23 protein-coding genes and 1 tRNA gene are annotated in these 26221 nt (G+C 70.7%); 18 read left to right on the plus strand and 6 right to left on the minus strand.

Features of this window, described 5'->3' with window-relative positions; genetic code table 11:
* Positions 1-701: 701 nt before the first annotated feature.
* Positions 702-2276, minus strand: coding sequence for a dolichyl-phosphate-mannose--protein mannosyltransferase (locus tag IH26_RS0140855; RefSeq protein ID WP_030441658.1), 1575 nt, complete (start codon positions 2274-2276; stop codon positions 702-704).
* Positions 2277-2330: 54 nt separating this feature from the next.
* Here IH26_RS0140855 and rsmI point away from each other — a divergent pair, with 54 nt between their 5' ends.
* Complete coding sequence (gene rsmI / locus IH26_RS0140860) at positions 2331-3182, plus strand: 16S rRNA (cytidine(1402)-2'-O)-methyltransferase (protein WP_030441659.1); 852 nt, start codon at positions 2331-2333, stop codon at positions 3180-3182.
* 26 nt (positions 3183-3208) lie between these two features.
* Here the strand turns inward: rsmI and IH26_RS60450 are convergent, their stop codons facing one another.
* Positions 3209-4546, minus strand: a complete 1338-nt coding sequence (locus tag IH26_RS60450) for a hypothetical protein (RefSeq protein ID WP_157437627.1) — start codon at positions 4544-4546, stop codon at positions 3209-3211.
* A gap of 131 nt (positions 4547-4677) precedes the next feature.
* Between IH26_RS60450 and metG the strand changes: the two genes are divergently transcribed.
* Positions 4678-6474: a methionine--tRNA ligase gene (metG, locus tag IH26_RS0140870; protein WP_030441661.1), complete on the plus strand. Its 1797-nt coding sequence runs from the start codon at positions 4678-4680 to the stop codon at positions 6472-6474.
* Positions 6475-6715: 241 nt separating this feature from the next.
* On the opposite strand, the gene IH26_RS0140875 is transcribed toward metG, so the two are convergent.
* The gene (locus IH26_RS0140875; protein ID WP_030441662.1) at positions 6716-7753 is read right to left on the minus strand and encodes a hypothetical protein; all 1038 of its coding nucleotides are present in this window, start codon (positions 7751-7753) and stop codon (positions 6716-6718) included.
* A gap of 68 nt (positions 7754-7821) precedes the next feature.
* Between IH26_RS0140875 and IH26_RS0140880 the strand changes: the two genes are divergently transcribed.
* Positions 7822-8721: a TatD family hydrolase gene (locus IH26_RS0140880; protein ID WP_030441663.1), complete on the plus strand. Its 900-nt coding sequence runs from the start codon at positions 7822-7824 to the stop codon at positions 8719-8721.
* Here IH26_RS0140880 and IH26_RS0140885 read toward each other — a convergent pair.
* Positions 8718-9143, minus strand: coding sequence for a hypothetical protein (locus IH26_RS0140885; RefSeq protein WP_030441664.1), 426 nt, complete (start codon positions 9141-9143; stop codon positions 8718-8720). The two genes, IH26_RS0140880 and IH26_RS0140885, sit on opposite strands and share 4 nt — an antisense overlap.
* A gap of 59 nt (positions 9144-9202) precedes the next feature.
* On the opposite strand from IH26_RS0140885, the gene rsmA reads away from it, so the two are divergent.
* The 5 genes from rsmA (at position 9203) to IH26_RS0140910 (ending at position 14125) form a co-directional block, all read left to right on the plus strand.
* Positions 9203-10093, plus strand: coding sequence for a 16S rRNA (adenine(1518)-N(6)/adenine(1519)-N(6))-dimethyltransferase RsmA (rsmA, locus tag IH26_RS0140890; protein WP_034217037.1), 891 nt, complete (start codon positions 9203-9205; stop codon positions 10091-10093).
* On the plus strand, positions 10090-10665 hold the full coding sequence (locus IH26_RS0140895; protein ID WP_030441666.1) for a Uma2 family endonuclease: 576 nt from the start codon (positions 10090-10092) through the stop codon (positions 10663-10665). The genes rsmA and IH26_RS0140895 overlap by 4 nt, the downstream gene beginning before the upstream one ends.
* Positions 10662-11609 carry a 4-(cytidine 5'-diphospho)-2-C-methyl-D-erythritol kinase gene (locus IH26_RS0140900; protein ID WP_030441667.1) on the plus strand — a complete coding sequence of 316 codons (948 nt, stop codon included), beginning with the start codon at positions 10662-10664 and terminating at the stop codon, positions 11607-11609. The genes IH26_RS0140895 and IH26_RS0140900 overlap by 4 nt, the downstream gene beginning before the upstream one ends.
* A gap of 170 nt (positions 11610-11779) precedes the next feature.
* The gene (locus tag IH26_RS0140905; RefSeq protein WP_030441668.1) at positions 11780-13582 is read left to right on the plus strand and encodes an ABC-F family ATP-binding cassette domain-containing protein; all 1803 of its coding nucleotides are present in this window, start codon (positions 11780-11782) and stop codon (positions 13580-13582) included.
* 48 nt (positions 13583-13630) lie between these two features.
* Positions 13631-14125 carry a DUF4383 domain-containing protein gene (locus tag IH26_RS0140910; RefSeq protein WP_245665909.1) on the plus strand — a complete coding sequence of 165 codons (495 nt, stop codon included), beginning with the start codon at positions 13631-13633 and terminating at the stop codon, positions 14123-14125.
* Positions 14126-14128: 3 nt separating this feature from the next.
* Here IH26_RS0140910 and IH26_RS0140915 read toward each other — a convergent pair whose 3' ends face one another.
* Both IH26_RS0140915 and IH26_RS0140920 read right to left on the minus strand, forming a co-directional pair.
* Entirely contained in the window at positions 14129-14815 is a 687-nt protein-coding gene (locus tag IH26_RS0140915; protein ID WP_084599527.1) for a TetR/AcrR family transcriptional regulator, read from the minus strand.
* Positions 14816-14865: 50 nt separating this feature from the next.
* Complete coding sequence (locus IH26_RS0140920; protein WP_030441671.1) at positions 14866-15813, minus strand: acyl-CoA desaturase; 948 nt, start codon at positions 15811-15813, stop codon at positions 14866-14868.
* Between the two features lie 178 nt (positions 15814-15991).
* Here IH26_RS0140920 and IH26_RS0140925 point away from each other — a divergent pair, with 178 nt between their 5' ends.
* The 10 genes from IH26_RS0140925 to IH26_RS0140970 all read left to right on the plus strand — a co-directional run bounded on the left by IH26_RS0140925 (position 15992) and on the right by IH26_RS0140970 (position 26221).
* A complete protein-coding gene (locus tag IH26_RS0140925; protein ID WP_030441672.1) occupies positions 15992-16831 on the plus strand; it encodes a hypothetical protein in 840 nt (279 codons plus the stop codon).
* Between the two features lie 48 nt (positions 16832-16879).
* A tRNA-Gln gene (locus tag IH26_RS0140930) sits at positions 16880-16954 on the plus strand.
* 76 nt (positions 16955-17030) lie between these two features.
* Entirely contained in the window at positions 17031-18491 is a 1461-nt protein-coding gene (glmU, locus tag IH26_RS0140935; RefSeq protein WP_034217039.1) for a bifunctional UDP-N-acetylglucosamine diphosphorylase/glucosamine-1-phosphate N-acetyltransferase GlmU, read from the plus strand.
* Between the two features lie 171 nt (positions 18492-18662).
* The gene (locus tag IH26_RS0140940; protein WP_030441674.1) at positions 18663-19643 is read left to right on the plus strand and encodes a ribose-phosphate diphosphokinase; all 981 of its coding nucleotides are present in this window, start codon (positions 18663-18665) and stop codon (positions 19641-19643) included.
* A 263-nt stretch (positions 19644-19906) separates the two neighbouring features.
* The gene (locus IH26_RS0140945) at positions 19907-20533 is read left to right on the plus strand and encodes a 50S ribosomal protein L25/general stress protein Ctc (protein WP_030441675.1); all 627 of its coding nucleotides are present in this window, start codon (positions 19907-19909) and stop codon (positions 20531-20533) included.
* 83 nt (positions 20534-20616) lie between these two features.
* A complete protein-coding gene (gene pth / locus IH26_RS0140950; protein ID WP_030441676.1) occupies positions 20617-21204 on the plus strand; it encodes an aminoacyl-tRNA hydrolase in 588 nt (195 codons plus the stop codon).
* 142 nt (positions 21205-21346) lie between these two features.
* The gene (locus IH26_RS0140955) at positions 21347-23098 is read left to right on the plus strand and encodes a sugar transferase (protein WP_030441677.1); all 1752 of its coding nucleotides are present in this window, start codon (positions 21347-21349) and stop codon (positions 23096-23098) included.
* 19 nt (positions 23099-23117) lie between these two features.
* Complete coding sequence (locus IH26_RS0140960) at positions 23118-23996, plus strand: 3'(2'),5'-bisphosphate nucleotidase CysQ (RefSeq protein ID WP_051809410.1); 879 nt, start codon at positions 23118-23120, stop codon at positions 23994-23996.
* A gap of 26 nt (positions 23997-24022) precedes the next feature.
* Positions 24023-24934, plus strand: a complete 912-nt coding sequence (gene cysD / locus IH26_RS0140965) for a sulfate adenylyltransferase subunit CysD (RefSeq protein WP_030441679.1) — start codon at positions 24023-24025, stop codon at positions 24932-24934.
* On the plus strand, positions 24935-26221 hold the full coding sequence (locus tag IH26_RS0140970; protein ID WP_030441680.1) for a sulfate adenylyltransferase subunit 1: 1287 nt from the start codon (positions 24935-24937) through the stop codon (positions 26219-26221). It begins immediately after the preceding gene.

Genomic DNA, 26221 nt, shown 5'->3' on the forward strand with positions numbered 1-26221 from the left:
AGCTTAAAAAGCGCGCGGACGATGCAGGAGGCACTCACTCCCGGGGATGACGGATGATCGCCAGCGCGAATCAGCCGAAATGATGACCGTGGGCGTTTGACCAGATGGACCCCGGTGTGTGCCACCGAAAAAGTGATCGCGCTGAGCTGCGAGATAATGGCTCGCGCACGAAGGTTACGTCATTCCGCCGAGTTTCTTCGTGTCGCATGAAGGACACTTTTTGTGAGCGCCATTCACCGTCCGCTTCGCCTACCTTATCATCATACAACCGGAATGTCCGATGTGGCGGTAGGCCTTGATCGAAATTTGAAAGTTCGAGAGGCGACCCGTTGTGCCCGCCATCGGAGGTCGTTAAGCTTCTTCTTGCGCGCCCCTATCGCCCGCTTCCCCCGTGGCAGGCGATCGGGGCGCGCCCTTACGTTCCGGGCGGATGGTTCCCGGCTCAGCGCTCGTCGTGCCGATTCCGACGGCGCCGCAAATGCCACAATTTCCCGCTGCCGTGGGCCGGCGGCAGGTGGGTGACCCGACGGCTGGGCCGGCCTGCCTGCGTTGCAGCTAAGCCCGGATGCGGGCCGCACGGGGCCGGGACGGCAGCCAGGCCGCCTTGAAACGCGGGGGCTCGTCTGTGCCCGTACGGTAGCGGAATTTTGATCTTGAAGTTACGCCGGCGCAGCTTGCGGCGGCGCCGGCGTCCAGCTCCTTCAGATCCAGCGGCCGCCCAGCCACATCCGGGAGGACCAGCTGTCGTAGGTGATCAGCTGGGCCACGAAGATCGGGTGGAAGTAGGCGAAGCAGAGCGCCACCAGCACCACATACGCGCCGGCCACGACCGTTCCGATGACCTGACGGTCGGGTCTTGCCTTGCCGGCCACCACGCCGGTGGGTGGGGTCATGATCGCCCCGAGCACGTAGACCACGGCCAGGATCAGGAACGGCAGGGCGGGCAGGACGTAGAACGAGAACATCGTGCGGCCGTCCTTCACCGCGTAGTAGAACCACGGCAGGATGCCGCCCAGCACCGGCACCAGGATCGCCCAGGCTCGCCAGTCGCGGCGCGCGATGCCGAACCAGATCAGCGCGCCCAGCGCGGGCAGGAACGACCACCACAGGATCGGCGTGCCCAGCAGCAGGATCTCCCGGGCGCAGCTGGGCGCGCCGCAGTTGCCGCTGTTTCCCCAGTAGAACGCGACCGGCCGGCCGAGCAGCAGCCACTGCCACGGCCAGGACTGGTAGACGTGCCGCTCGGTCAGCCCGCTGTGGAAGTTGAACGCCTCGACGTGGTAGTGCCACAGGTTGCGCAGGGCCCCGATGACCGGCGGCTCGCTGAGCCCGTTGGCCTGCCGGTAGTGCCGGAAGTAGCCGGTGTTGGTGACGAACCAGCCGGTCCAGGTGGCCAGGTAGGTCAGCAGGGACAGGACCACGGTCAGCACGCCCCAGCCGAGGTCGCCGAAGATGCCCGCGACGATCGGCTGCGGGATGCCCGCCGAGCGCCGCGCCTGCCAGCGCCAGACCAGGATCAGCGCGCCGAAGAAGGGCAGGAAGAACAGCGCGCTCCACTTCACCCCGCAGGCCAGCCCGAACAGCACGCCGGAGACGACCAGCCACCACGGAATGACCCGGGGGATCGCCGGGGTCTTGGTGGGGTCGTAGCCGTTCTCCAGGGCGCGCAGCAGCCGGCGGCGGTAATGATCTCGGTCGAGCACCATCGCGGCGAAGCTGGCCAGCACGAACAGGCCGAGGAAGATGTCGAGCAGGGACGTGCGGGAGAGCACCAGCTGGAAGCCGTCGAGCGACATCAGCAGACCGGCCGTGCCGGCCAGCAGCACCGAGTGGAACAGGCGGTAGGCGACCCGGACCAGGATCAGGATCATCAGGGTGCCGGCGACCGCGGCGGGGACCCGCCAGCCGGTCTCGTTGTTGCCGAAGACCAGCTCGCCGAGCGCGATCAGCCACTTGCCCAGCGGCGGATGCACCACATACGCCGGGCCGTTGGTCTTCTCGTCCCACTCGACGCCGTGGTGGATCATGTCCCACGCGTCGGTCGGGTAATACACCTCGTCGAAGATGTAGCCCTTGGGCTGGCTGATGTTCTGGAACCGCAGGATGCCCGCGATCACCACAATGACCAGCGTGACCAGCCACGAGTGCGGATTGAGCCAGTTGTCGAGGGTGCTCAGGCGGCGGCGGACGACCTCGGGCACGCCGCGCTCACCGGTGGGCTCCGCGGCCGCGGGCGGCTCCGGAGTGAGTTCTGTCTCAGCTGTCGCCGTCGTCACTCCGCGATCCTAGGGCCTCCCGCTGAGAAGGCACGCATGTGATGGACTTTCGCGGTGACAGCGAAAGAGAACACCGGCCGGGTGGTGCTGGCCGGCGCGCCGCTGGGCAACATCGGCGACGCGTCGGCCCGGCTGCGCGAGGTGCTGGCCTCGGCGGACGTGGTCGCGGCCGAGGACACCCGGCGGCTGGCGCGGCTCGCCCGGGACCTGGGCGTGACGGTGGCCGGCCGGGTGGTGTCCTATTTCGAGGGCAACGACGAGCGGCGTACGCCCGAGTTGGTGGCCGCCCTCGAACAGGGCGCGACGGTCGCGGTGGTCACCGACGGGGGCATGCCGAGCGTCTCCGATCCCGGGTACCGCCTGGTGCGGGCCGCGCTGGAGGCCGGTTTCCCGGTGACGGCCGCGCCCGGGCCGAGCGCGGTGACCACGGCGCTCGCGCTCTCCGGGCTGCCCAGCGACCGGTTCGTGTTCGAGGGGTTCCTGCCGCGCACCGGCTCGCATCGTCGTTCGCGCCTGCGGGAGCTGGCCGCCGAGCCGAGGACGCTGGTGTTCTTCGAGGCGCCGCACCGGATCGCGGGTGCTCTGACCGATCTGGCGGCGGCTTTCGGGTCCGATCGTGCGGCCGCGGTCTGCCGCGAGCTGACCAAGACGTATGAGGAGATCCGCCGGGGCACGCTCGCCGACCTGGCCGCCTGGGCGCACGAGGGCGAGCCGCGCGGCGAGATCACCCTAGTGGTGGCGGGCGCGCCGGCCGGCCCGCCGCCGCGCCCGACCGACGACGAGTTGCGCGCGGAGGTCGCCGGGCGGGAGGCCGCCGGCGCCAGCCGCCGGGACGCGATCCAGGCCGTCGCCGACGACTTCGGCCTGAAGAAGCGCGAGGTCTACAGCCTGGTCCACCACACCTAAGACCAAGACCATTCTTGCGTACGCGGTCAGAACGCCGCGATCAGGAACCCCGCCAGTAGTAGGACGGGACCCGCCAGACTGGCCAGCACCGCCCCGCGCCGCGCCCGGCCCGTCTCCAGCCGTCGCGCGCCGGTCACGCCGGCGATCGCGTACCCGCAGAACAGCACCAGCAGGAACCCGAGGATCCAGCGCAGCTGCAGCAGCGGGCTGGTGGTGCCGAGGTACGCGTGCGAGCTGTCCGGGCTGACCATCCGGGCCGGCGAGATCGTGCCCGGCACCCGATGATCCGGCTCGACCCCGAACAGCGTCACCCGGCTGATCGTGAAGCTGTCGTCGGCGGCGGCGAACCGGCCCACGCAGTGCTGGGTGACGCCGGCGCCGGTGCACCTGGTCACGGTCGCGTAGCCGCGGTCGCCGTGCCCCATGGCCAGCCAGAAGGGCTCGGCGCTGACCCAGGCGAAGAACGCGGCGAGCAGGCCGAGCGCGATCAGCGCGGTGAGCGCCGCGATCGGGGTGCGCGGGGCGGCCCGCCGGGTGCCGCGCCGGCCGGCGATGTGCGTGGGCACCTCCGGCCGCAGCGGCTCGGCCAGCTGCTCCGGGTCGGTGTGCCAGAAGGGGGAGTTCTCCAGGCGTTCCAGCCGCGCGTCGGTCTCCGGGTCGCCGGTGGCGCGCGGCAGCGGCTCGTTCGGCTGCACCCGCCGGTGCTGCGCGGGCGGCGCGACCGGGGGCGGCGGCTCCAGGGGAACGGTGGGCCGGTTGCGGGTGCTCGGCTCGGGCAGCACCATCACGTCCGGCTCCCGGACCTCGACGATCTTGTGCTCGTCGGTGGCTTCGACGGCCCAGTCGGGGGCCTCGCCGGTTTCCGCCGCTTTTTCTGCCGCCGCCATCGCCGCCTGGGCGGCCTCCGCCTCGGCGGTGGGTGCCTTCGGGGCGGGTTCGTTCGCGGCGACGGTGGCGGCCGTGCGGCGGGGCCGGTGTCCGGCCGGGGGCCGCATCGGGTCGTAGCGGTGCGCGTCCGGCTGGTCGTGACTGCGCTCGACGACCGGCGGCTCGGCGCTCGGGTCGAGGCGGCGGGTGGTGTCGCGTACGCCCGCGGCATGCGCCTCCGCCTCCGGGCCGGAACGCTTCGGCCCGGCCTTGCCCGGCGGGAGCAGGGTCCCGGTGCCGCCCTGCGTGGCGTCCGCCGGATGCTGCGCGGCGCGGCGGCGGGGGTGCCGTTGCCCGGTCGGCGGATCGGTGGCGGCCCGGTCGGTGGCGGCCCGGTCGGTCTCGCCGCGCCACCAGCCCGGGTCGGGGTCGGAGAACGACCACGGGTTGCCCTCGGTGGAGGGCTTCTCCCCTGGTTGCGGCGTCTCTCCGATCACAGCTCCATTGGACTACGCGGCCGGGCGACGATCACGCACAATCCGCGCGTGTCGCCATAAATGCGTATCTCGCCATGGGCAGAACGAATCCGTTCGCGAGCCACCCGGGCCGCTCATTACTCTTAGGAACCATGAGTCACGTTCTCGCCGCGGTTGCCTGGCCCTATGCCAACGGCCCGCGCCACATCGGTCATGTTTCCGGCTTCGGGGTGCCTTCCGACGTTTTCAGCCGGTACATGCGGATGGCCGGCCACGACGTGCTCATGGTCTCCGGCACCGACGAGCACGGCACGCCGATCCAGGTGCAGGCCGACGCCGACGGGGTGACCCCGCGCGAGCTCGCCGACCGGTACAACCGGGTGATCGTGGAGGACCTGCACGGTCTGGGCCTGTCCTACGACCTGTTCACCCGCACGACGACCCGCAACCACTACGCGGTGGTGCAGGAGCTGTTCACCGTCCTGGAGAGGAACGGGTACATCGTCAGGCGCACCACCCTGGGTGCGATCTCGCCGTCCACCGGGCGCACCCTGCCCGACCGCTACATCGAGGGCACCTGCCCGATCTGCGGCTACGAGAGCGCCCGCGGCGACCAGTGCGACAACTGCGGCAACCAGCTCGACCCGGAACAGCTGATCAACCCTCGCTCCAAGATCAATGGGGAGACCCCGGAGTTCGTCGAGACCGAGCACTTCTTCCTCGACCTCCCGGCGTTCGCCCAGGCGATCGGCCACTGGCTCGACCAGCGGGAGAATTGGCGCCCCAACGTGCTGAAATTCTCCCGCAACCTGCTGGACGACCTGCAGCCCCGGGCGATCACCCGCGACCTGGAGTGGGGCGTGCCGATCCCGCTGGACGGCTGGCGTGACCGCAACGACAAGCGCATCTACGTGTGGTTCGACGCGGTGATCGGCTACCTGTCCGCCTCGATCGAGTGGGCCCGCCGCACCGGCGACCCGGAGGCGTGGCGGCAGTGGTGGTCGGTCGACGGGCTGGGCAAGGACGCACAGTCGTACTACTTCATGGGCAAGGACAACATCGTCTTCCACTCGGTGATCTGGCCGGCGCTGCTGCTGGGTTACTCGGGCGAGGGCGACCGTGGCGGCGAGCCGGGCGAGCTGGGCCGGCTCAACCTGCCCACCGAGGTCGTCTCGAGCGAGTATCTGACGATGGAGGGCAAGAAGTTCTCCTCGTCCCGGCGGATCGTCATCTACGTGCGCGACTTCCTGGAGCGCTACGACGCCGACGCCCTGCGGTACTTCATCGCCGCGGCCGGCCCGGAGTCCACCGACACCGACTTCACCTGGGCCGAGTTCGTCCGCCGCAACAACGACGAGCTGGTCGCCGGCTGGGGGAACCTGGTCAACCGGTCGATCTCGATGGCGGCGAAGAACTTCGGTGCGATCCCGGCGGCCGGCGAGCTGACCCCGGAGGACGAGGCGCTGCTGGCGGTGGCCAAGGCCGGTTTCGGTACGGTCGGCGACCTGATCGGCAAGCACCGGCAGAAGGCGGCGATCGGCGAGGCGATGCGGGTGGTCGCCGAGGCGAACAAATACCTGTCCGACCAGGCCCCGTGGAAGCTGAAGGCCGAGGAGGAGAAGCCCCGCCAAGCCACCGTGCTGCACGTGGCGCTGCAGGTGGTCAGCGACGCGAACACGTTGCTGACCCCGTTCCTGCCGCACTCCGCGCAGAAGGTGTTCGAGCTGCTCGGCGGCGCCGGCGTGCACGCGCCGATGCCGCGCATCGAGGAGGTCGACGACCTCGACGGCGGCCCGTCCTACCCGGTGCTGACCGGCGACTACACGGTCGGCGCGCGGTGGGAGTCGGTGCCGCTGGTGGCCGGCACTCCGCTGGCGGCCCCGAAGCCGGTGTTCCGCAAGCTCGAGCCGTCCGTGGTCGAGGAGGAGCTCGCACGCTTGGAGGGCTGAGCTTGCTGGCGTCGCCTCCGGCGCTGTGCTGGCTGGCGTCGCCTCCGGCGCCGCGGGCGATCGCCCCTTCGAGGCTGATGAGGGGAGGCCGGTTTTCGGTACCGCAAACCCCGCGGTGCCGAAAACCGGCCTCCCCTCATCAGCGGGGCGATCGCGGGCCGTTCCCTGATACGGGGCACCCCGGGAGGCCCTGGAGTCGGGGGGGTGGCGCGGGAATGCGACGGGGCGTGGGGCTGGCGGTCTACAACGCGTAGGGGATGTCGGCTATGTGGTGGTCGTACAGCTCGCCTACCGGGGCCCAGGTCTCGTAGACGCCTCGTTCGTAGCAGCGGGCGCCGGTGGCGTTGAGCGTCTCGGCGTCCGGGCGGACCAGGCGCAGGCGGGCCCAGCTGTCGTCGCGCTGCAGCACCCAGCACGGGGTGTTGCGCCAGAGGGCCTGTTCGGCGCGGCGGCTGAGGGTGCTCACCGGGTACCGGGCGGCGCGGGTGAGCGCGCGGACGCGGAACTCGTCCGGCGGGTCGGCGACCGCCTCGTACTCCTTGTCCTTGATCCGGCCGACCAGCTTGGCCGAGCCGGGTGACGTGCAGGGCACGTACTCCCGGTCGGGGCTGACGCCGGGCAGATTGTCCAGCAGCGGGCGCCAGCGCGGGCCGGCCAGGCGCAGCCAGCCGTGCTGCTCCGGCTGGTACGTGTAGAGCAGGATCTCCTCGCCGCCCTCGACGTACGCGACGATCTGCGCGTTCGCCGGGATCGGGAGGTCCGCGAAGCCGGCGGTGATGTATTCCGGGATGAGGTCTTCGGTGCTCGGGCTGAAGCCGGTGCCGAGCACCATCGCGCCGACCCGGGAGTGCGCGGGCAGCAGCGCCAGGCCGGGCTGGGCGGGGCCGGCCGGGACCTCGTAGTCGAGCGGGTCGACGGCCCGCCAGCGCAGCGCGTAGGCGACCTCCGCACTGTCCGCGGCGCCGTCGGTGGCGAGCAGGGTGAGCTCCCGTGGGTCGTGCAGGTGGGCCAGGTCGCAGGCGCGATAGCAGAACCCGTACGGGAGCCAGCCGCCCAGATGCCCGGCGACCTGGGCGGGGGAGAGCACCTTGATCATCCTGGTGCCCCGGCGGATCGCCGCGGTCGCGCGGATGCGCCGCAACATCACATCGTCGCGGTAGGCCGCCGACTGGCTCATCCGCTGGACCTGGGCCCAGCCGAGATCGCGACGCAGGGGCGCCGAGAGGGGCGGCTCCAGAGGATCGGCGCCGACCGTGCTGTCCTCGCCGGTCAAGGTCACGCGCGCAAGCTAAGCGACGGCAGTGGATTCCAAGTGAACAAACGGTTGCGTCCAGGCGTAAGTGCACAATGTCTCACATGCCATCGACACCGTCCCGCGCCCGGCGCGACAAGCAAGCGCGGCGGCGCGGGGAGTTCCCCGCCCCGCCCGAGCCGTTGTCCGTTCCGGTCTTCGACAGCCACACCCACCTGGATCTCACGATTCAGGAGGCCGGGATGCCCGGCGACGGCTCCGGCGACCCGGTGGACGCATTGATTGACGCGGCCGCCAAGACCGGTATCGATCGGCTGGTGCAGGTGGGTGTGGACGTTCTGTCGTCGCGCTGGGGGGCCGAGCTGGCGGCCCGGAACGAGGCGATTCTGGCGGCGGTTGCAATTCACCCGAACGAGGCGCCTCTCCGGTCCGATCTCGACGAAGCGCTGCGCGAGATCGAGGCCCTGGCCGGGCAGCCGCGGGTGCGCGGCGTCGGCGAGACCGGGCTGGACACGTTCCGGACCGGCGAGGGCGGCCGGCCCGCCCAGGAGGAGAGCTTCCGGGCGCACATCGCGATCGCCAAGCGGCACGGCAAGGCGCTGGTCATCCACGACCGGGACGCGCACCAGGACGTGCTGCGGGTGCTCGACGAGGAGGGCGCGCCGGAGACGGTGGTCATGCACTGCTTCTCCGGTGACCGAGAGTTCGCCGCCCAGTGCGTACGGCGCAGGTACCACCTCAGTTTCGCCGGGACGGTGACCTTCGCCAGCGCGGGTGAGCTGCGGGCGGCCGCCCAGATCACGCCGGCCGAGCTGATCATGGTGGAGACCGACGCGCCGTACCTGACGCCGATGCCGTACCGGGGGCGGCCGAACGCGTCCTTCCTGATCCCGCTGACCGTGCGGGCGCTCGCCGAGACCCGCGGGGACGACGTAAACGAGCTGTGCGCCGCGATCTCGGCGAACGGTGAGCGGGTCTTCGGGCCCTGGCGTTAGTCGTCGACGACCCAGGCGGCGACGCCGAGGAGCTCACCGAGGGTGTGCACCGTCTCGGCGAACGTCCTGGGGGCGCTGTTCAGCGGGCCGCGGGCGGCGAACCGGACCGCCCAGCCGTGGCCCTGGGCGACGTTGAAGATGCGGTGCACCACCCGGCTGCCGCGCGGGTCGGGCTCGACCGAGGTGACCCCGCGGTACCACCACTCGCCCTGCAGAGTCACCGAGCGGCGGGCGCGGTCGACCGAGACGGTGATCCGGCTGCCGTCCTGGACCATCTCGAAGTCGTCGCCGGGGCCGGCCTCGGCGACCTCGCCGCGGATCGCGATCGGCGAGCGGCCGCCCGGGCGTACGTCAAGAAGGATCTTCGCCACCTCGTCCGGCGCGGCCTCGATCACCGCTTGCAGTTCGAGCAACTCGCCCATTCCTGCTTTCTACCCCGTCGCGTCCAGGGCCGGCTGCCCCGGCCGTAGGCTCTGACCTCATGGCTGACGCACTGCTCGGCCCGGCGGAGATCCGGGAGCTCGCGGCCCGCCTCGGCGTGTCCCCGACCAAGAAGCTCGGCCAGAACTTCCTGCACGACCCGAACACGATCCGCCGCATCGTGGCCGCCGCCGGCCTGCGCCCCGACGACGTGGCGCTGGAGGTCGGGCCGGGGCTCGGCTCGCTCACGCTCGGCCTGGTCGGCGCGGTCCGGCACGTACACGCCGTGGAGATCGACCCGCGCCTCGCGGCGGCGCTCCCTTCGACGGTCACGGCGGCGAACCTGACCGTGCACCAGGCCGACGCGATGCGGGTGGGCGCGGCGGACTTCGACCCGGCGCCGACGATGCTGGTGGCGAACCTGCCGTACAACGTCGCGGTGCCGGTGGTGCTGCACCTGCTGGCCGAGCTGCCGACCCTGCGCGGCGGGCTGGTGATGGTGCAGAAGGAGGTCGCCGACCGGCTCACTGCCGGGCCGGGCTCCAAGGTGTACGGGGTGCCGTCGGTGAAGCTCGCCTGGTACGCGGACGCCCGGCCGGCCGGGAAGGTGCCGCCGGCGGTGTTCTGGCCGGTGCCCAACGTGGATTCCGGACTGGTGGCGTTCACCCGGCGTACGCCACCGAGGGAGGACATCGACCGCGCTGACGTCTTCGCGGTCGTCGACGCGGCGTTCGCCCAGCGGCGCAAGACGTTGCGGGCGGCACTGGCCGGATGGGCCGGCGGACCGGCAGCAGCGGAGAAGGTGCTGGTGGCGGCGGGGATAGCGGCGCAGGCCCGGGGGGAATCGCTGACCGTCGCCCAGTTCGCCGAGATAGCCGCCGCGGCAAAACTGTCCGGCGTCGGCGGTAAGCTCAGCGCGTCCGGCAGACAGCCCGAGGAGGTGGACTCATGACCGCGGAGCCGACCGGTCATGTCATGTGGTCGCCAAACCCGCTCAGGCAGCGTCTGGCGAACTACTTCCTCGAAGACGTTCTCAATCTCCCCGATGACGCTCCACGCGTCGAGCTTCGCGATGGAGTCATGATCGTGGTTCCCTCCCCGACGATCGGCCACCAGAACATCGGCAACCTGCTGTGGCTTTGGTTCCGACAGCACGCGCCCGAGCAATTCCGGCCCGTGACCGCGGTCGGGGTCGCCGTCGGGCTCAAGGACAGCCTCGAGCCCGACGTGCTCCTGGTGGACGCCTTGGTCGAGGATACGAATCATTACGTGATGCCCGACGAGGTGGCGATCGCGGTCGAGGTCGTATCTCCGGGCACCAAGCGCCGAGACCGGTTGGAGAAACCCGCCGAGTACGCGGCAGCCGGCGTCCGGCATTTCTGGCGAATCGAGCAAGGGCCTATCCGTGTCCACGCATATGACCTCGTCGACGGGCGCTACGAGCTGGCCGCCCAGGCGGAAACGGAGCTTGTGCTGAGCGCGCCGTTTGACATTCGCCTTTCGATCCGGGACATCACTCCGTGACGGAGGCGTGGGGGCCGGACGACGATGAGCCGCGTCGGCACAGTGGGCCGGTGCGGGTGCGGGTGCCCGCGAAAATCAACCTGCATCTCGGGGTGGGGCCGCTGCGGCCGGACGGGTTTCACGAGCTGAACACGATCTATCACGCGATCAGCCTGTTCGATGAGCTCACCGCGCGGCAGGGCGACACGCTCGCGCTGACCATGGAGGGCGAGGGCGCCGGGTCGCTCGCGCTCGACGAGAGCAACCTGATCATTAGGGCGGCGCGGGCCCTGGCGGCGCGGACCAGGGTGCCGGCGCACGCCCGGCTGCACCTGCGCAAGTCGATCCCGCTCGCCGCCGGGCTGGCCGGGGGTAGTGCCGACGCGGCCGCCACCCTGATCGCCTGCGACCTGCTGTGGGGGACCGGGATGTCCCGCGACGAGTTGGCCGAGGTGGGCGCCGCGCTCGGCTCGGACGTGCCGTTCCTGCTGCACGGCGGCACCGCGCTGGGCACCGGGCACGGCGAGGCGGTCAGCCCGATCCTGGCCCGGCCCACCACCTGGCACTGGGTGGTCGCACTGGCCGACGGCGGCCTGTCCACCCCCGAGGTGTACGCGAAGCTCGACGCCCTCCGCGACAGCCCGTTCCCGCCCAAGGCGCTGGCCGGGGCCGACGAGCTGATGGCCGCGCTGCGCCAGCGTGACCCGGCGGTGCTCGGCGCGGCCCTCGGCAACGACCTGCAGCCGGCCGCCCTGGCGCTGCGGCCCGAGCTGTCCGCCGTGCTGGCGGCGGGCCGCGACGCCGGCGCCCTGGCCGCCCTGGTCTCCGGCTCGGGGCCGACCTGCGTGTTCCTGGCCGCCGACGCCGCGCACGCCGAGCGGCTGGCCGCCGCCGTCGACGCCGCCGGGGTCTGCCGCGAGGCACTGACCGCCCGCGGCCCGATGCCCGGAGCCCGGGTCACCTGACCCGCGTGCCGCGACCAGGCGCTGTGTCCGCGTGCCGTCTCCGGTGCCGTGATTGGGCGATGCGACGGGCGCTGTGGTCGCGTGCCATGACCGGGCGGTGCGACGGGCGCTGTCTCCGGGCGCCGTGGCTGGGCGCTGCGTGTGGCGGCGCGGGTAACGTAGGTCGCATCGTGGCCAACATCATCAACCTGGACCGGGTCAACAAGGGGTACGGCGCCGCCGGTCAGCTGCTTACCGACGTGTCGATCGGGCTGGACGACGACGCTCGGGTCGGCATCGTCGGGCTCAATGGGGCCGGTAAGTCCACCCTGCTGCGGCTGCTCGCCAAGGCCGAGGAACCCGACTCCGGGCGCGTCACCCACCGCCGTGACCTGCGTGTCGCCACCCTGCCGCAGACGCTCGACCTGGCCGCCGAGGCGACCGTGCGGGACGTCGTGCTCGGCACCGGGTGGCTCGCCCAGGGCATGGGCGCCGAGCACGAGTGGGCCGGCGACGCGGGCGTGCGCGCCATCCTCGACGGGCTCGGCATGGGCCACCTCGGGCTGGAGACGCCGGTCGGGCCGATGTCCGGGGGTGAGCGCCGCCGGGTCGCGCTGGCCGCCCTGCTCGTGCGGGACAGCGACCTGCTGATCCTCGACGAGCCCACCAACCACCTGGACGTGGCCGGCGTCGACTGGCTGGCCCGCTACCTGCTGACCCGCCGCGGGGCGCTGTGCGTGGTCACCCACGACCGCTGGTTCCTCGACGCCGTCTGCACCGCGACCTGGGAGGTCGTCGACGAGCAGGTGTACGCGTACGAGGGCGGCTACGCGGCCTGGATCCTGTCCCGCGCCGAGCGGCAGCGGGTCGCCGCCGCGGTCGAGGCCCGCCGGCAGAACCTGCTGCGCAAGGAGATCGCCTGGCTGCGCCGCGGGCCGCCCGCTCGTACCTCCAAGCCGCAGTTCCGGATCGACGCGGCCAACGCGCTGATCGCCGACGTGCCCCCGGTCCGCGACACGGTCAGCCTCCAGCGGCTGGCCGTCACCCGGCTCGGCAAGCAGGTCTACGACCTGGAGAACGTGACGCTCACCGCGGGCAGCAAGCCGATCCTGAACGGGCTCACCTGGCAGGTCGGGCCGGGCGACCGGATCGCCGTGCTGGGCGCCAACGGGGCCGGCAAGACCACGCTGCTGCGGCTGCTGGCCGGCCTCAGCACCCCGTCGGGTGGGCGGCTGGTCACCGGCTCGACGGTGCGGGCCGCGTTCCTCTCCCAGGAGCTCAGGGAACTGCCCGGCGACCTGCGCCTGCTCGAGGCCGTGGAGGAGGTCGCCAAGCGGGTCAGGCTCGGCGACCGGGAGCTGTCGGCGGGGCAGCTGGCGGAGGTGTTCGGCTTCACCGACAAGCGGATCTGGACGCCGGTGAGCGACCTGTCCGGCGGCGAGCGGCGCCGGCTGCAGCTGCTGCGCCTGCTGGCCACCGAGCCGAACGTGCTGCTGCTCGACGAGCCCACCAACGACCTGGACACCGACACGCTGGCCGCGCTGGAGGACCTGCTCGACTCCTGGCCGGGCACGATGATCGTGGCGAGTCACGACCGGTACCTGGTCGAGCGGGTCACCGACACCGCGTACGGGATGTTCGGCGACGGGCGTCTGGTGCATCTGCCGGGCGGCGTGGACGAGTATCTGACGCGGGCGGCGGCCCGCCTGGCCCCAGGCGTACGGGAAACGCAGTCGCAAGCGGAAGCGACGCCGAGCGCGACCGGCCTCTCCGCGGGTGAGGTACGCCAGGCTCGCAAGGATCTTGCCCGGCTGGAGCGGCAACTGGCCAAGCTCGAGGAGCGGATCCTCAAGATCAATGAGGCGCTGGCCGAGCACGGCAGCGACTACTCCAAGATCGTCGAGCTGGAAGCGCAGCTCAAGGCGGTCCAGGAGGAGCGCGGCCAGGTCGAGGAGGCCTGGCTCGAACTGGCCGAGCAGGTGCCCGAAAACTGAACCGGGGGGTGTGCCTGCGCCGCTTCCGCGCGATACGCGAGAATCGGCGTGGACGAACACCTGAGCTTGGAGACGGACACCATGGCGCACAACCCCGTCAACCACCCGCTGCGGCCGCTGTACCGCGTCGTCGGCTTCCTGGCCGGCGCCTACCTGGTCGTTTTCGGGATCGTCGGCCTGATCCAGACCTCCGGCGAGGCGTTCACCGGCGCCAACGGCAAGACCGTCCTCGGCCAGGGCGCCAACCTGCTCCTGTCGATCATCATGCTGGCCGTCGGCGCGATCGTCGTGATCGCCACCCTCATCGGCCGCAACGCCGACACCGCCGTGGACAAGTACTTCGGCTGGGGCCTGCTCGTCCTCGGCAGCTTCGGGCTCGCGTTCAGCCGCACCGACGCCAACATCTTCGGGCAGGACATCAACACGGTGATCGTCACGTACATCGTGGGCCTGGCGCTGATCACCACCAGCCTCTACAGCAAGGTCGCGCCCGCCGCCCAGGCCGGCGCGCCGCGCCAGGTCCGGGAGGGCCGCCCGGCCTGACGGCTACCGCGTCTTCCGGGTCAGCAGCGAGGGCTTCGGCTCCAGATGGGACAGGCCGTTCCACGCCAGGTTCACCAGGTGGGCGGCCACCATCTCCTTCTTCGGCTTGCGCGCCTCCCGCCACCACTGGCCGACCAGCGCCACCATCCCGACCAGCGCCTGCGAGTACAGCTCGGCGAACTTCGGATCCAGGCCGCGGCGCTTGAACTCGTCGCCCAGGATGTGCTCCACCTGGTGCGCCACATCGTTCATGACGCTGGAGAAATTCCCCGCCGGGGACAGCACCGGCGACTCGCGGACCAGCACCCGGAAACCATGCGGCTCGTCCTCGATGTAGTCCAGCAGGGCCAGCGCCGCCTGCTCCAGCAGCTCGCGCGGGTGGCCCGCGGTCAGCGCCGCGGCGATCCGGTCGAGCAGGGAGCGGACCTCGCGGTCGACGACGACCGCATACAGCCCCTCCTTGCCGCCGAAGTGCTCATACACCACCGGCTTCGACACCTTCGCGCGGGCCGCGACCTCCTCGACGCTGGTCGCGTCGAAGCCTCGCTCCGCGAACAACTGCCGCCCGATCGCGATCAGTTGCTCGCGCCGCTGCGCGGCCGACATGCGGACCCGGGGAGGGGTCGCCGCCGGCCGCTGCCGCCGCACACGAGGCTGCTCGTCGCTGCTGTCGCCTGCTGAGTCGGTCACCTGGACATCCTGCCAGGTGTGCCCTTTGTCCATCTCCCCCGTGGGCGCCGTCACGCTTTGATCATCTTTGCGGCCAGTCGTTCCCGGTTCGGCCACTTCACCGCCCACGCCGCGCCCGCCTTCTCAAAAAGCCAGATCAGCCGGGCCGAGATGTCGATCTGACCACGCAGCACGCCGTGCCGGGCGCACGTCGGATCCGCGTGGTGCAGGTTGTGCCAGCTTTCCCCGAACGAGACGATCGCGAGCGGCCAGAAGTTCGACGCCTTGTCCCCGTTGCGCACCTCGAACGGGCGCTCGCCGTACACGTGACAGACCGAGTTGATCGACCACGTGACGTGGTGCAGCAGGCCGATCCGCACGATGCCGGCCCAGAAGAACGCGGTCAGCGCGCCCTGCCAGGACCAGGTGATCAGGCCACCGGCCAGCGCCGGGCCCAGGGTGGAGAAGATCACGATCGCCGGGAACGCCCTGTCCACCCGGTCGATGTCCCGGTCGGCCAGCAGATCCGGGGCGAACCGCTCCCGGTTCGACAGTTCGCGGCTGAACATCCACCCCATGTGCGCGAACCAGAGGCCCTTGGTGAGCGCCCAGTAACCCGTGCCGTACCGCCACGGCGAATGCGGGTCACCCTCCTGGTCGCTGAACATGTGGTGCCGCCGGTGGTCGGCCACCCACTGGATGATGTTCCCCTCGATCGCCAGCGAGCCCGCCAGCGCCAGGGCGATCCGCAGCCAGCGCTTCGCCTTGAACGAGCCGTGCGTGAAGTACCGGTGGAAACCGACCGTGATGCCCAGTCCGGAGACCACGTAGAAGACGGCGCCGATGGCGATGTCGGTCCAGGACAGCCAGCCACCCCAGGCGACCGGGACGGCGACCAGCACCGCCAGGAACGGGACGATCACGAACGCGTACAGGGCGATGAGGATGCCCCGCGGCTGCGGACCGTCGGTGAGCGGCTTGGGGCTGGCCTTGGGTGCGGCCTCGGCGATGGAAGTCATGGCACCTCACTGATCTTGGGGACGGCGCTGTTTCGGGGGAGATCAATTAGTTACGCCTACGTCACCGTAACTTACGCCACCGTAGCCGGAGGAGGTCGTGAGTCCAAGAGGATCGGCGAGCGAATTTGGCACACCTACGGTCTTACAGTTCAGCGTCAGACCGTCCTAATGTAGTGACATGAATACGAACGGGGACCCGAGACGAGAAGAGGCCCGACGGCTGCGCGTCGACCCGGGTATGTCGCTCTCCGAGCTGATGCGGCATTTCGGGGTCGGCAGCGCGACGCTGACCGACTGGCTGCGTGGGGTCGAGCCGCCCGCATGGACACGCCGCCCCAACGCCAAGGACCACCTGCGTCGCGAGGCGGTCGAGCTGCGCAAACTGGGCTGGTCGATCCCCGATCTCGCCGCCCGGATCGGCGTGGCCAAGTCGACAGCCTGGCTGTGGGTTCGGCACATCCCGCTCGACCCCGACGCCGAGCGCGTCCGGCAGAAGCAGGAGCACGCCGCGCTCATGAATGCCGGCCGTTGGGACGCGGTGCGCGCCGAGCGCGACCGGCGCGAGGCGGAGGAGCGGGCGCGAGCGGCGGCCGACGTTGGCGAGATCACCGAGCGCGACGTCTTCATCGGCGGGGCACTGGTTTACATGTGCGAGGGGGCGAAGTCGAAGCCGTGGCGGCGACTCGATCGGCTGAAGTTCATCAACAACGATCCCCGCTTGCATCGGCTCTTCCTCCGGTTTCTGGCCGCGCATGGCCGGTCGCCCGAGTCGCTCCGCTATCGGGTGCACATCCACGAGACGGCCGACGCGGATGCGGCCGGCGACTGGTGGGCCGAGCGGCTCGGCCTGCCCCGTGAGCAGTTCTTCCGGCCGACCATCAAGCGGCACAACCCGGCGACCAAGCGGGTCAACACGGGCGCCGACTACCACGGGTGTCTGTGTATCGAGGTGCCGCGGTCCCGCGAGTTGTACTGGCGCGTGGAGGGTGTGATGGAAGCACTCGATGCGCTGGGATAGTAAGTTCTGTGAGGCGAGGGCGACGCGCTAGTGTGGCGATCGAACCAATCGGCTGTGGTGTAATTGGCAACACAGAGGACTTTGACTCCTCTATTTCAGGTTCGAGTCCTGACAGCCGAGCCATTGTGTGGTAGCGGCGGCCCGCTCGGCCCGTGGTTGAAGTGACGCCGCGTCCTACAGCGAACAATGGAGTTACCGCGTGAGCCAGGCCCCTCGTCGTACTGTTGTCGTTCTTGCTGCTGGGGAGGGTAAGCGGATGAAGTCCGCTACTCCCAAGGTGCTGCACTCGCTGCTCGGGCGCACGCTGCTCGGGCACGTGCTGGTGGCGGCCGGTGCGGCGGAGGCCGAGCAGACGGTGGTCGTGGTGGGGCACCAGGCCGAGCAGGTGCGCGAGCACCTGGCCGAGGTGGCGCCGGCGGCGGTGCCGGTGTTGCAGGCGGTGCAGAACGGGACCGGGCACGCGGTGCGGATCGCGCTGGAGGCGGTGCCGGAGGCGGCCGGGACGGTCGTGGTGCTCAACGGGGACGTGCCGTTGTTGCGGCCGGAGACGGTGGCGAGTCTGATCGCGGCGCACGAGTCGGCCGCGCGGGCGGCCACCGTGCTGGCGGCGGCCGTTGACGACCCGTCGGGGCTGGGGCGGATCGTGCGGGACGCGAGCGGTGGGCTGGCGCGGATCGTGGAGGAGCGGGACGCGTCGGCCGAGGAGCGGGAGATCCGGGAGATCAACGCCGGGATCTACGTGTTCGAGGCGGCGGCGTTGCGGGCGGCGCTCGGGAAGCTGTCCACCGACAACGAGCAGGGCGAGGAGTACCTCACCGACGTGTTCGGGCTGCTGGTCGAGGTGGGCAGCCCGGTGGGCGTGTTCGTGGCGCCGGATGTCGAGGAGACGCTGGGTGCCAACGACCGGGCGCAGTTGGCCGAGCTGCGGGCGCTTCTGCGGGATCGGGTGAACACCGCGTGGATGCGGTCGGGCGTGTCGATCCTGGATCCGGCGACGGCCTGGATCGATGTCACGGTGACGCTGGAGCCGGATGCGGTGATCGACCAGAACACCCAGCTGAAGGGTGCTTCGGCGGTGGCGGCGGGCGCGGTGATCGGGCCGGACACGACGCTGGTCGACACGTCGGTGGGCGCGGGTGCGACGGTGCTGCGGGCGCACGCGGTGGGGGCGGAGATCGGGCCGGAGGCGGTGGTGGGTCCGTTCTCGTACCTGCGGCCGGGGACCAGGCTGGGCCGGAAGTCGAAGATCGGCGGGTTCGTCGAGGCGAAGAATTCCGAGCTGGGTGAGGGTGCGAAGGTGCCGCATCTGTCGTACGTGGGTGATGCCACCGTGGGCGCGGGGGCGAATGTGGGTGCGGGGACGATCGTGGCGAACTACGACGGGGTGCGGAAGAGCCGGACGGTCGTCGGCGAGGCCGCGTTCGTCGGGTCGGACACCGTGTTGATCGCGCCGGTCGAGGTTGGGCCGGGGGCGTATGTGGCGGCGGGTTCGGTGATCGCGAAGGACGTGCCGGCCGGGAACCTGGGGGTGACCCGGGCGCAGCAGCGGAACGTGGAGGGCTGGACGGCGCGGCGCCGGCCGGGCTCGAAGTCGGCGGCCGCCGCGGAGGTGGCCGAGCGGGCCGCCGCGGGCGCCGGCGAGGTGTCCGAGGCGGAATGACGGCGGCGGCCGGCCGCGAAGGTCTCGCGCCCGGGCGTGTCGTAGGGAAAGCTGAGGTTACGGGTGGGGTGAGGCATCCCACCCGGTGGGCTCGGGGGCATGGCGTGCGGGTGGCCTCGGGGGATACTTCAGGTGACTACACCCCCTCGATCCAACGGGAGCAGCGATCCGATGGGCAGCATCGTCGCGGAGAACCGTAAGAGCCTGATGCTTTTCTCCGGCCGGGGTTTCCCGGAGTTGGCGGAGGAGATCGGCCAGGTGCTGGGCGTGGCGCCGACGCCGTCGGACTCGTACGAGTTCGCGAACGGCGAGATCTTCGTGCGTTTCAAGGATTCGGTACGCGGGTCGGACGCGTTCGTCGTGCAGTCGATGACCGAGGGCGTGAACCGGTGGGTCATGGAGACGCTCATCATGATCGACGCGTTGAAGCGTGGGTCGGCGAAGCGGATCACCGTGGTACTGCCGTTCTACCCGTACTCGCGGCAGGACAAGAAGCACCGCGGCCGGGAGCCGATCTCGGCCCGGCTGGTGGCCGACCTGTTGAAGACGGCGGGGGCCAACCGGATCCTGACCGTCGACCTGCACACCGCGCAGATCCAGGGCTTCTTCGACGGGCCGGTGGATCACCTGTTCGCGATGGACATCCTGGCCGAGCATGTGAGCCAGAAGTTCGCGGGCCGGCCGATGACGGTGGTGGCGCCGGATTCGGGCCGGGTGCGGGTGGCGGAGCGGTGGACGGACCGGCTGGGCGGCTGCCCGCTGGCGTTCATCCACAAGACCCGGGACCCGCTGAAGCCGAACCAGGTGGTGGCGAACCGGGTGGTGGGCGAGGTCGAGGGCCGGGTGTGCCTGATCGTCGACGACATGATCGACACCGGCGGGACGATCACGAAGGCGGCGGACATCCTGTTCGACGAGGGCGCCGCGGACGTGATCGTGGCCTCGACGCACGCGCTGCTCTCCGACCCGGCGACCGAGCGCCTGAAGAACAGCCGCATCTCGGAGCTGGTGGTGACGAACACGCTCCCGCTGCCCCCGGAGAAGCGACTCGACAAGATCACGGTGCTGTCGATCGCCCCGCTGCTGGCCCGCGCCATCCGCGAGGTCTTCGACGACGGCTCGGTAACCACCCTGTTCGGCGGCCTCAGCTGAGCGAGGCGTAACCCCGCTGAGATCCTGCTGTTTGACGTGGGTAAGATAGAGCGGTTGCCACGGCGAGGGTGCCCCGCGGTCTGCTGAGGTTCGCAGCCGCTCGGAGGCACCGTGATCGACGCGGTGCTCCGGGCCTGTGCCCAGCGCGCCTTCCCTTGCCCGGCAGCGCCGACGAACGGCCCGCAAGCCGATCGCCACTGCCGGACCCACGCAGCCCGCCGACTTACGCCGCAGCCCGATCGAAGAGTTTCAGGAGTTTCCCCGTGTCCGAGGTAAAGATCAGCGCCGAGCCCCGCACCGAGTTCGGCAAGGGTGGTGCCCGCCGCACGCGCCGGGCCGGTTTGGTGCCCGCCGTGCTTTACGGCCACGGCGAGAAGCCGCAGCACATCGCGCTGCCGGCCCGTGAGTTCGCGGCTGCCATCCGGCACGGCGGGCTCAACCAGGTCTTCACGATCGACATCAACGGCGCGTCGGGCACCACGCTCGCGCTGCCCAAGGCGATTCAGCGCGACCCGGTCAAGGACACGTACGAGCACGTGGATCTTCTGATCGTGAAGCGTGGCGAGAAGGTTCAGGTCGACGTCCCGGTGACGCTGGTCGGCGAGGCCGCCCGCAACACGCTCGTGGTGAACGAGTCGACGACGCTGGCGATCGTGGCCGAGGCGATGCACCTGCCATCCGGCTTCGAGGTCTCGATCGAGGGCCTCGAGGCGGGCAGCCAGGTGACCGCCGCCAGCGTGACCCTGCCGCGCGGCGTGGAGCTGGCCGTCGACCCCGACTTCGTGCTGGCGATCGTGTCGCAGGCGCAGACCGCCGAGCAGCTCGAGGGCACCGAGGCCGGCGCCGAGGGCGAGGGCGACGAGGCCGCCGAGGCTGCGTCCGAGGAGTAGTTCCGCCGCGGCGGTACATGGCAGTGGTCAGGGAAAGCGTCCCGGGTGGGCGCTTTCCCTGACGTGTATCCGGAGGGGCAGCAGTGAGCGACGAGTCGCCGTGGCTGGTGGTCGGCCTGGGCAATCCGGGCAAGGAGTACGCCGGCAACCGGCACAACGTGGGCTTCATGGTGGCCGACCTGCTCGCGTCCCGGGTGGGCGCCAAGTTCGGCCGGGCGAAGCGTGCCCAGGCCGAGATGGCCGAGGGCCGGTTGGGCTTCGGTGGGCCGAAGTTGGTGCTGGTGAAGCCGCTGACGTACATGAACCTGTCGGGCGCCCCGGTGGTGTCGCTGGCCCAGTTCTTCAAGGTGCCCGTGTCGAACGTGATTGCCGTGCATGATGAGCTGGACGTGCCGTTCGGGCAGGTACGTGCCAAACGGGGCGGCGGTGAGGGCGGTCACAACGGGTTGCGCTCGATGTCCAAGTCGCTGGCGAGCAAGGAGTATGCACGTGTCCGGTTCGGGATCGGACGGCCGCCGGGCCGGCAGGATCCGGCGGACTACGTGCTGTCCGACTTCTCCGGCGCGGAGCGCAAGGAGCTGGAGTTTCTCGTCGACCGGGCGGCGGACGTCGTAGCGGCGATCGTGCTCGAGGGCGTCGAGTGGGCGCAGAACAAATACCACGGCGGTTGATCCGGCGGGGCCGGAACGGATAGATCGTTTGAGGGGTTTTGTCCGTCCCGTGATCCCGTGACGCTGGCCGCCGTCCGCGCGTTGGTCACACGTACGCACCTGTCGGGTGCTTACGGCCGGCGTGGCGGGGGGAGGTTCCGGGGTGCAGCAGGAGGCGGCCGAGGATTCGGTGCTGACCGAGCCGACCGTGCTGCTGCCGGAGATCCGCCCGGCGAAGCGCCGGCCGAGGCCGAGCCGGCCGGCGGGTCGCTCGCCGTGGACCGGCAAGATCCCGGCGCCGGTGGTCCCGCTGAGCCCGGCGTCGCCGTCGAATCTGCCGCCGCCGAATCCGAAGCCGGACAACGGGCCGCCCCGGGCGGTGCTGGGCGCGCCGGACCGGGAGCGGAACCGGGCGGTCGACCGGCACTGGTCGGAGCGGCGGAACCGGACGGCGGCCGAGCGCCCGGCGGCCCGCCCGTTCGTGCGGGTGCGTGGCCGGCACGCGGCGATGTCCCGGCGGCAGCGCTGGGAGCGGCGGTACGTGCGGGCGCTGGTGCTCTGCGACCTGCTGGCCGGCAGCGCGGCCGGCGGGGTGACCTTCGGCCTGCGGTTCGGCGACGAGGTGACCGCGTACAACCGGGGTTATCTGATTCTCACCGGGTTGCTGCCCGTGGTGCTGCTGGCCGTGCTCGCGGTCTCCCGGGCGTACGAGCGCCGGTTCCTGTTCGTCGGCACCGACGAGTACCAGCGGGTGCTGCGCGGGGGCGTCGGGTTGATCGCGGGCGCGGCGCTCACCTCGTACGCCCTCGATCTAGATCTTGCTCGGGGTTATGTTCTCGCCGCCCTGCCGACCGCGATCGTGACCTCGGTGGTGCTGCGGTTCGCGCTGCGCAAGCGGCTGCATTTCGCCCGGTCGAGGGGTGAGAGCCTGCGCCGGGTGCTGCTGGTCGGGCACGAGCTGTCGGTGATCGGGATGACCCGGCAGCTGCGCCGGGAGCGCTATCACGGGCTGGAGGTGGTGGGCGCCTGCCTGCCGCCGGCGCACGACGGCGTCGGGGTCGGGGTGCTGCCGGTCTACGGCACGTTCGACGACGTCGCGAACGCGGTCGACCTGGCCGACGCGGACACCGTGGTGGTGCTCAGCTGCCCGGAGCTGGACGGGGTGCAGCTGCGCCGGCTGGCCTGGCGGCTGGAGCGGGACGAGGTCGACCTGATCGTGGCGAGCGCGCTGGTCGATGTCGCGGGCGGCCGGACCACCATCCGGCCGGTCGACGGGCTGCCCATGCTGCACGTCGAGCACCCTCGGCTGCACGGCGGATCGCGCCTGGTCAAGGAGGCCTTCGACCGGGTGGGGGCGCTGGCGCTGCTGGCCGTCTTCGGGCCGCTGCTGCTGACCGTCGCACTGTGTGTGCGGTTGACCTCCCGCGGGCCGGTACTCTTTCGTCAGGTGCGGGTCGGCCGGGACGGCAGCCCGTTCCGCATCTTCAAGTTCCGGAGTATGTACGTGGATGCCGAGGCCCGGCTCGCCGAGCTGCGGCATCTCAACGAGCACGACGGTGTGCTCTTCAAGATCCGCGACGATCCGCGGGTGACCCCGGTCGGCCGGTGGTTGCGCCGGTTCTCGCTGGACGAGCTCCCCCAGCTGCTGAACGTGGTGCTCGGCCAGATGTCGCTGGTCGGACCGCGACCGCCGCTGCCGTCGGAGGTGGCCGCGTACGCCGACGACGTGCGGCGCCGGCTCGCCGTGAAACCCGGCATGACGGGCCTATGGCAGGTTTCCGGGCGATCCGACCTTCCGTGGGAGGAAGCCGTCCGGCTGGACCTTCGCTATGTGGAGAACTGGTCCCTCAGTTTGGACCTGGTGATCCTGTTACGGACGATGACGGCCGTGGTTCGCTCGTCGGGAGCGTACTGAGACAAAGGGAGCACCCCGGATGACCAGCGAGCGGACCGAGACCTCGGCGCGCATCGTGAGCCAACGCGACGAGGCCGGCACCCCGCCGGTGATCGACGCGGCCTTCGCCCGCTGGCTGGCCGATCGCGCCGGCCAGGTCCTGCTGCAGGTGCGGGACGAGATCGGGTACGCCGACGCCAAGGTGCTCAAGACCGCCGGCGACAAGGCCGCGCACGACCTGCTGCGCGCCGAGCTCGCCCGCTGGCGACCGGCCGACGCGGTGCTCTCCGAGGAGGACGACCACGCCCGCGTCGCGTGGGAGGACGGCGAGCCGGCCACCCGGCCCGAGCGCCTCGGGTCGAGCCGGGTCTGGATCGTCGACCCGCTGGACGGCACCCGCGAGTTCTCCGAGGAGGGCCGCACCGACTGGGCCGTGCACGTGGCGCTCTGGACCGCCGACTCGTCGAACCCCAGCCACCTGACCGCGGGCGCCGTGGCGATGCCGGCCCAGCACCGGACGATCGCCACCGACCACCCGCCGGCGTACCCGCCGATGCCGCCGGGCGACGCCCGCCCGATCCGGATCGCGGCCAGCCGCACCCGACCGCCGGCCTTCGTCACGGCGCTCGCCGGGGAGCTCGGCGCCGAGCTGGTGCCGATGGGATCGGCCGGTGTGAAGATCGCCGCAGTGATCGGCGGGGAGGCCGACGCGTACGTGCACGCGGGCGGTCAGTACGAGTGGGACTCGGCCGCTCCGGTCGCTGTGGCGCTGGCCACCGGCCTGCACGCTAGCCGAATCGACGGTTCTGCGCTGAAATACAACGAGGCCGACCCTAAGTTGCCGGACCTCGTGGTGTGCCGTAAGGATCTCGCTCCTCGGTTGCTCGCAGCGTTGCAGCGTCACCTCCCGTCACAATGAGAAATCCCGGAAAGGTCGGGTCACCGATGAGTCAGGCAGGGCACTACCGCGTTTCGCATCTGGACGCTCTCGAGGCCGAGAGCATCTTCGTCATGCGCGAGGTGATGGCCGAGTTCGAGCGCCCGGTCCTGCTCTTCTCCGGCGGCAAGGACTCGATCGTGATGCTCCGGCTGGCCGAGAAGGCGTTCGCCCCGGCCCGCATCCCGTTCCCGGTGATGCACGTCGACACCGGGCACAACTTCCCCGAGGTGCTCGAGTTCCGGGACAGCCGGGTGGCCACGCTCGGGCTCAACCTGGTGGTCGCCAGCGTGCAGGAGGCGATCGACACCGGCCTGGTGCGCGAGCTGCCGGACGGTACCCGTAACCGGATCCAGACCCCGGTGCTGCTCGCCGCGGTGGAGAAATACCGCTTCGACGCGCTGTTCGGCGGCGCCCGGCGGGACGAGGAGAAGGCCCGCGCCAAGGAGCGGATGTTCAGCTTCCGCGACGAGTTCGGCCAGTGGGACCCGAAGAACCAGCGGCCCGAGCTGTGGGCGCTGTACAACGGCCGGCACCACCCGGGCGAATCGATCCGGGTCTTCCCGCTCTCCAACTGGACCGAGCTGGACGTGTGGCACTACATCGCCCGCGAGCGGATCCCGCTGCCTAGCATCTACTACGCGCACGACCGGGAGGTCGTCGAGCGCGACGGCATGTTCTACGCGGTCAACGAGTTCATCCGGCTGCGCGACGGCGAAGTCAGCTCGATCAGAACCGTGCGCTACCGGACGGTCGGCGACGCGTCGCAGACCGCGGCCGTGCTGTCCGAGGCCGACACCGTGGAGAAGGTCATCGACGAGGTCGCCGCCACCCGGATCACCGAGCGCGGCGCCACCCGGGGCGACGACAAGGTCAGCGAGGCCGCGATGGAAGACCGCAAGCGAGAGGGCTACTTCTAAATGAGCCAGGCAGTCCTGGAGACGTCGACGCGGATGGACCTCCTCCGCTTCGCCACCGCGGGCAGTGTCGACGACGGCAAATCGACGCTGATCGGCCGCCTGCTCTTCGACACCAAGACGATCTTCGCGGATCAGCTGGAAGCGGTCGAGGCGGTCAGCGCCGCGCGCGGCGACGAGTACACCAACCTCGCGCTGCTCACCGACGGCCTGCGCGCCGAGCGCGAGCAGGGCATCACGATCGACGTCGCGTACCGGTACTTCGCCACCCCGCGGCGCAAGTTCATCATCGCCGACACCCCCGGGCACATTCAGTACACCCGGAACATGGTCACCGGCGCCTCCACCGCCGACCTGGCGCTGATCCTGGTCGACGCCCGCAAAGGCCTGGTCGAGCAGTCCCGCCGGCACGCGTTCCTGACCAGCCTGCTGCGCGTGCCGCACCTGGTGCTCTGCGTCAACAAGATGGACCTGGTCGGCTGGGACAAGGCGGTCTACGACAAGATCGCCGACGAGTTCACCTCGTTCGCGGCGAAACTCGAGATCACCGACCTGACGATCATCCCGGTCTCCGCGCTCAACGGCGACAACATCGCCTCCCGCTCGGAGAACAGCCCCTGGTACGAGGGCCCGTCGCTGCTGCACCACCTCGAGCACGTGCACATCGCCTCCGACCGCAACCTGGTCGACGTGCGCTTCCCGGTGCAGTACGTGATCCGCCCGCAGTCCACCACGGTCACCGACTACCGCGGCTACGCCGGCCAGGTCGCCTCCGGCGTGCTCAAGCCGGGCGACGAGGTGATGGTGCTGCCGTCCGGGCTGACCAGCACGATCGCCGGGATCGACACCGCCGACGGCCCGGTCACCGAGGCGTTCCCGCCGATGTCGGTCACCGTCCGGCTGTCCGACGAGATCGACATCTCCCGCGGCGACATGATCTGCCGGCCGCACAACGCGCCGGCCGTCGCCCAGGACATCGAGGCGATGGTCTGCTGGATGGACGAGACCGCCCCGCTGCGGGTCGGCGGGAAATACGCCATCAAGCACACCACCCGGACCGCCCGTACGGTGGTTCGCGGCCTGCAGTACCGGCTCGACGTGAACACCCTGCACCGGGACGACACCGCCGGCGAGCTTCAGCTCAACGAGATCGGCCGGATCCGGCTGCGCACCACGGTGCCACTGCTCGCCGACGAGTACCGCCGCAACCGCACCACCGGCGGCTTCATCCTGATCGACGAGAGCACCAACCGCACGGTCGGCGCCGGCATGATCATCGAGGCCCAGTAA

Origin of the sequence: Actinoplanes subtropicus (genome assembly GCF_000721705.1) — a bacterium.
GTDB classification, from domain to species: domain Bacteria; phylum Actinomycetota; class Actinomycetes; order Mycobacteriales; family Micromonosporaceae; genus Actinoplanes; species Actinoplanes subtropicus.

What these genes read in the sequence shown, in the direction of transcription:
- metG (WP_030441661.1), top strand. Translation starts at nt 4,678, where the DNA reads ATGAGTCACGTTCTCGCCGCGGTTGCCTGGCCCTATGCCAACGGCCCG.
- IH26_RS0140880 (WP_030441663.1), top strand. Translation starts at nt 7,822, where the DNA reads ATGTCTCACATGCCATCGACACCGTCCCGCGCCCGGCGCGACAAGCAA.
- IH26_RS0140885 (WP_030441664.1), bottom strand. Translation starts at nt 9,143, where the DNA reads ATGGGCGAGTTGCTCGAACTGCAAGCGGTGATCGAGGCCGCGCCGGAC.
- rsmA (WP_034217037.1), top strand. Translation starts at nt 9,203, where the DNA reads ATGGCTGACGCACTGCTCGGCCCGGCGGAGATCCGGGAGCTCGCGGCC.
- IH26_RS0140895 (WP_030441666.1), top strand. Translation starts at nt 10,090, where the DNA reads ATGACCGCGGAGCCGACCGGTCATGTCATGTGGTCGCCAAACCCGCTC.
- IH26_RS0140920 (WP_030441671.1), bottom strand. Translation starts at nt 15,813, where the DNA reads ATGACTTCCATCGCCGAGGCCGCACCCAAGGCCAGCCCCAAGCCGCTC.
- IH26_RS0140925 (WP_030441672.1), top strand. Translation starts at nt 15,992, where the DNA reads ATGAATACGAACGGGGACCCGAGACGAGAAGAGGCCCGACGGCTGCGC.
- IH26_RS0140940 (WP_030441674.1), top strand. Translation starts at nt 18,663, where the DNA reads ATGGGCAGCATCGTCGCGGAGAACCGTAAGAGCCTGATGCTTTTCTCC.
- IH26_RS0140960 (WP_051809410.1), top strand. Translation starts at nt 23,118, where the DNA reads ATGACCAGCGAGCGGACCGAGACCTCGGCGCGCATCGTGAGCCAACGC.
- cysD (WP_030441679.1), top strand. Translation starts at nt 24,023, where the DNA reads ATGAGTCAGGCAGGGCACTACCGCGTTTCGCATCTGGACGCTCTCGAG.
- IH26_RS0140970 (WP_030441680.1), top strand. Translation starts at nt 24,935, where the DNA reads ATGAGCCAGGCAGTCCTGGAGACGTCGACGCGGATGGACCTCCTCCGC.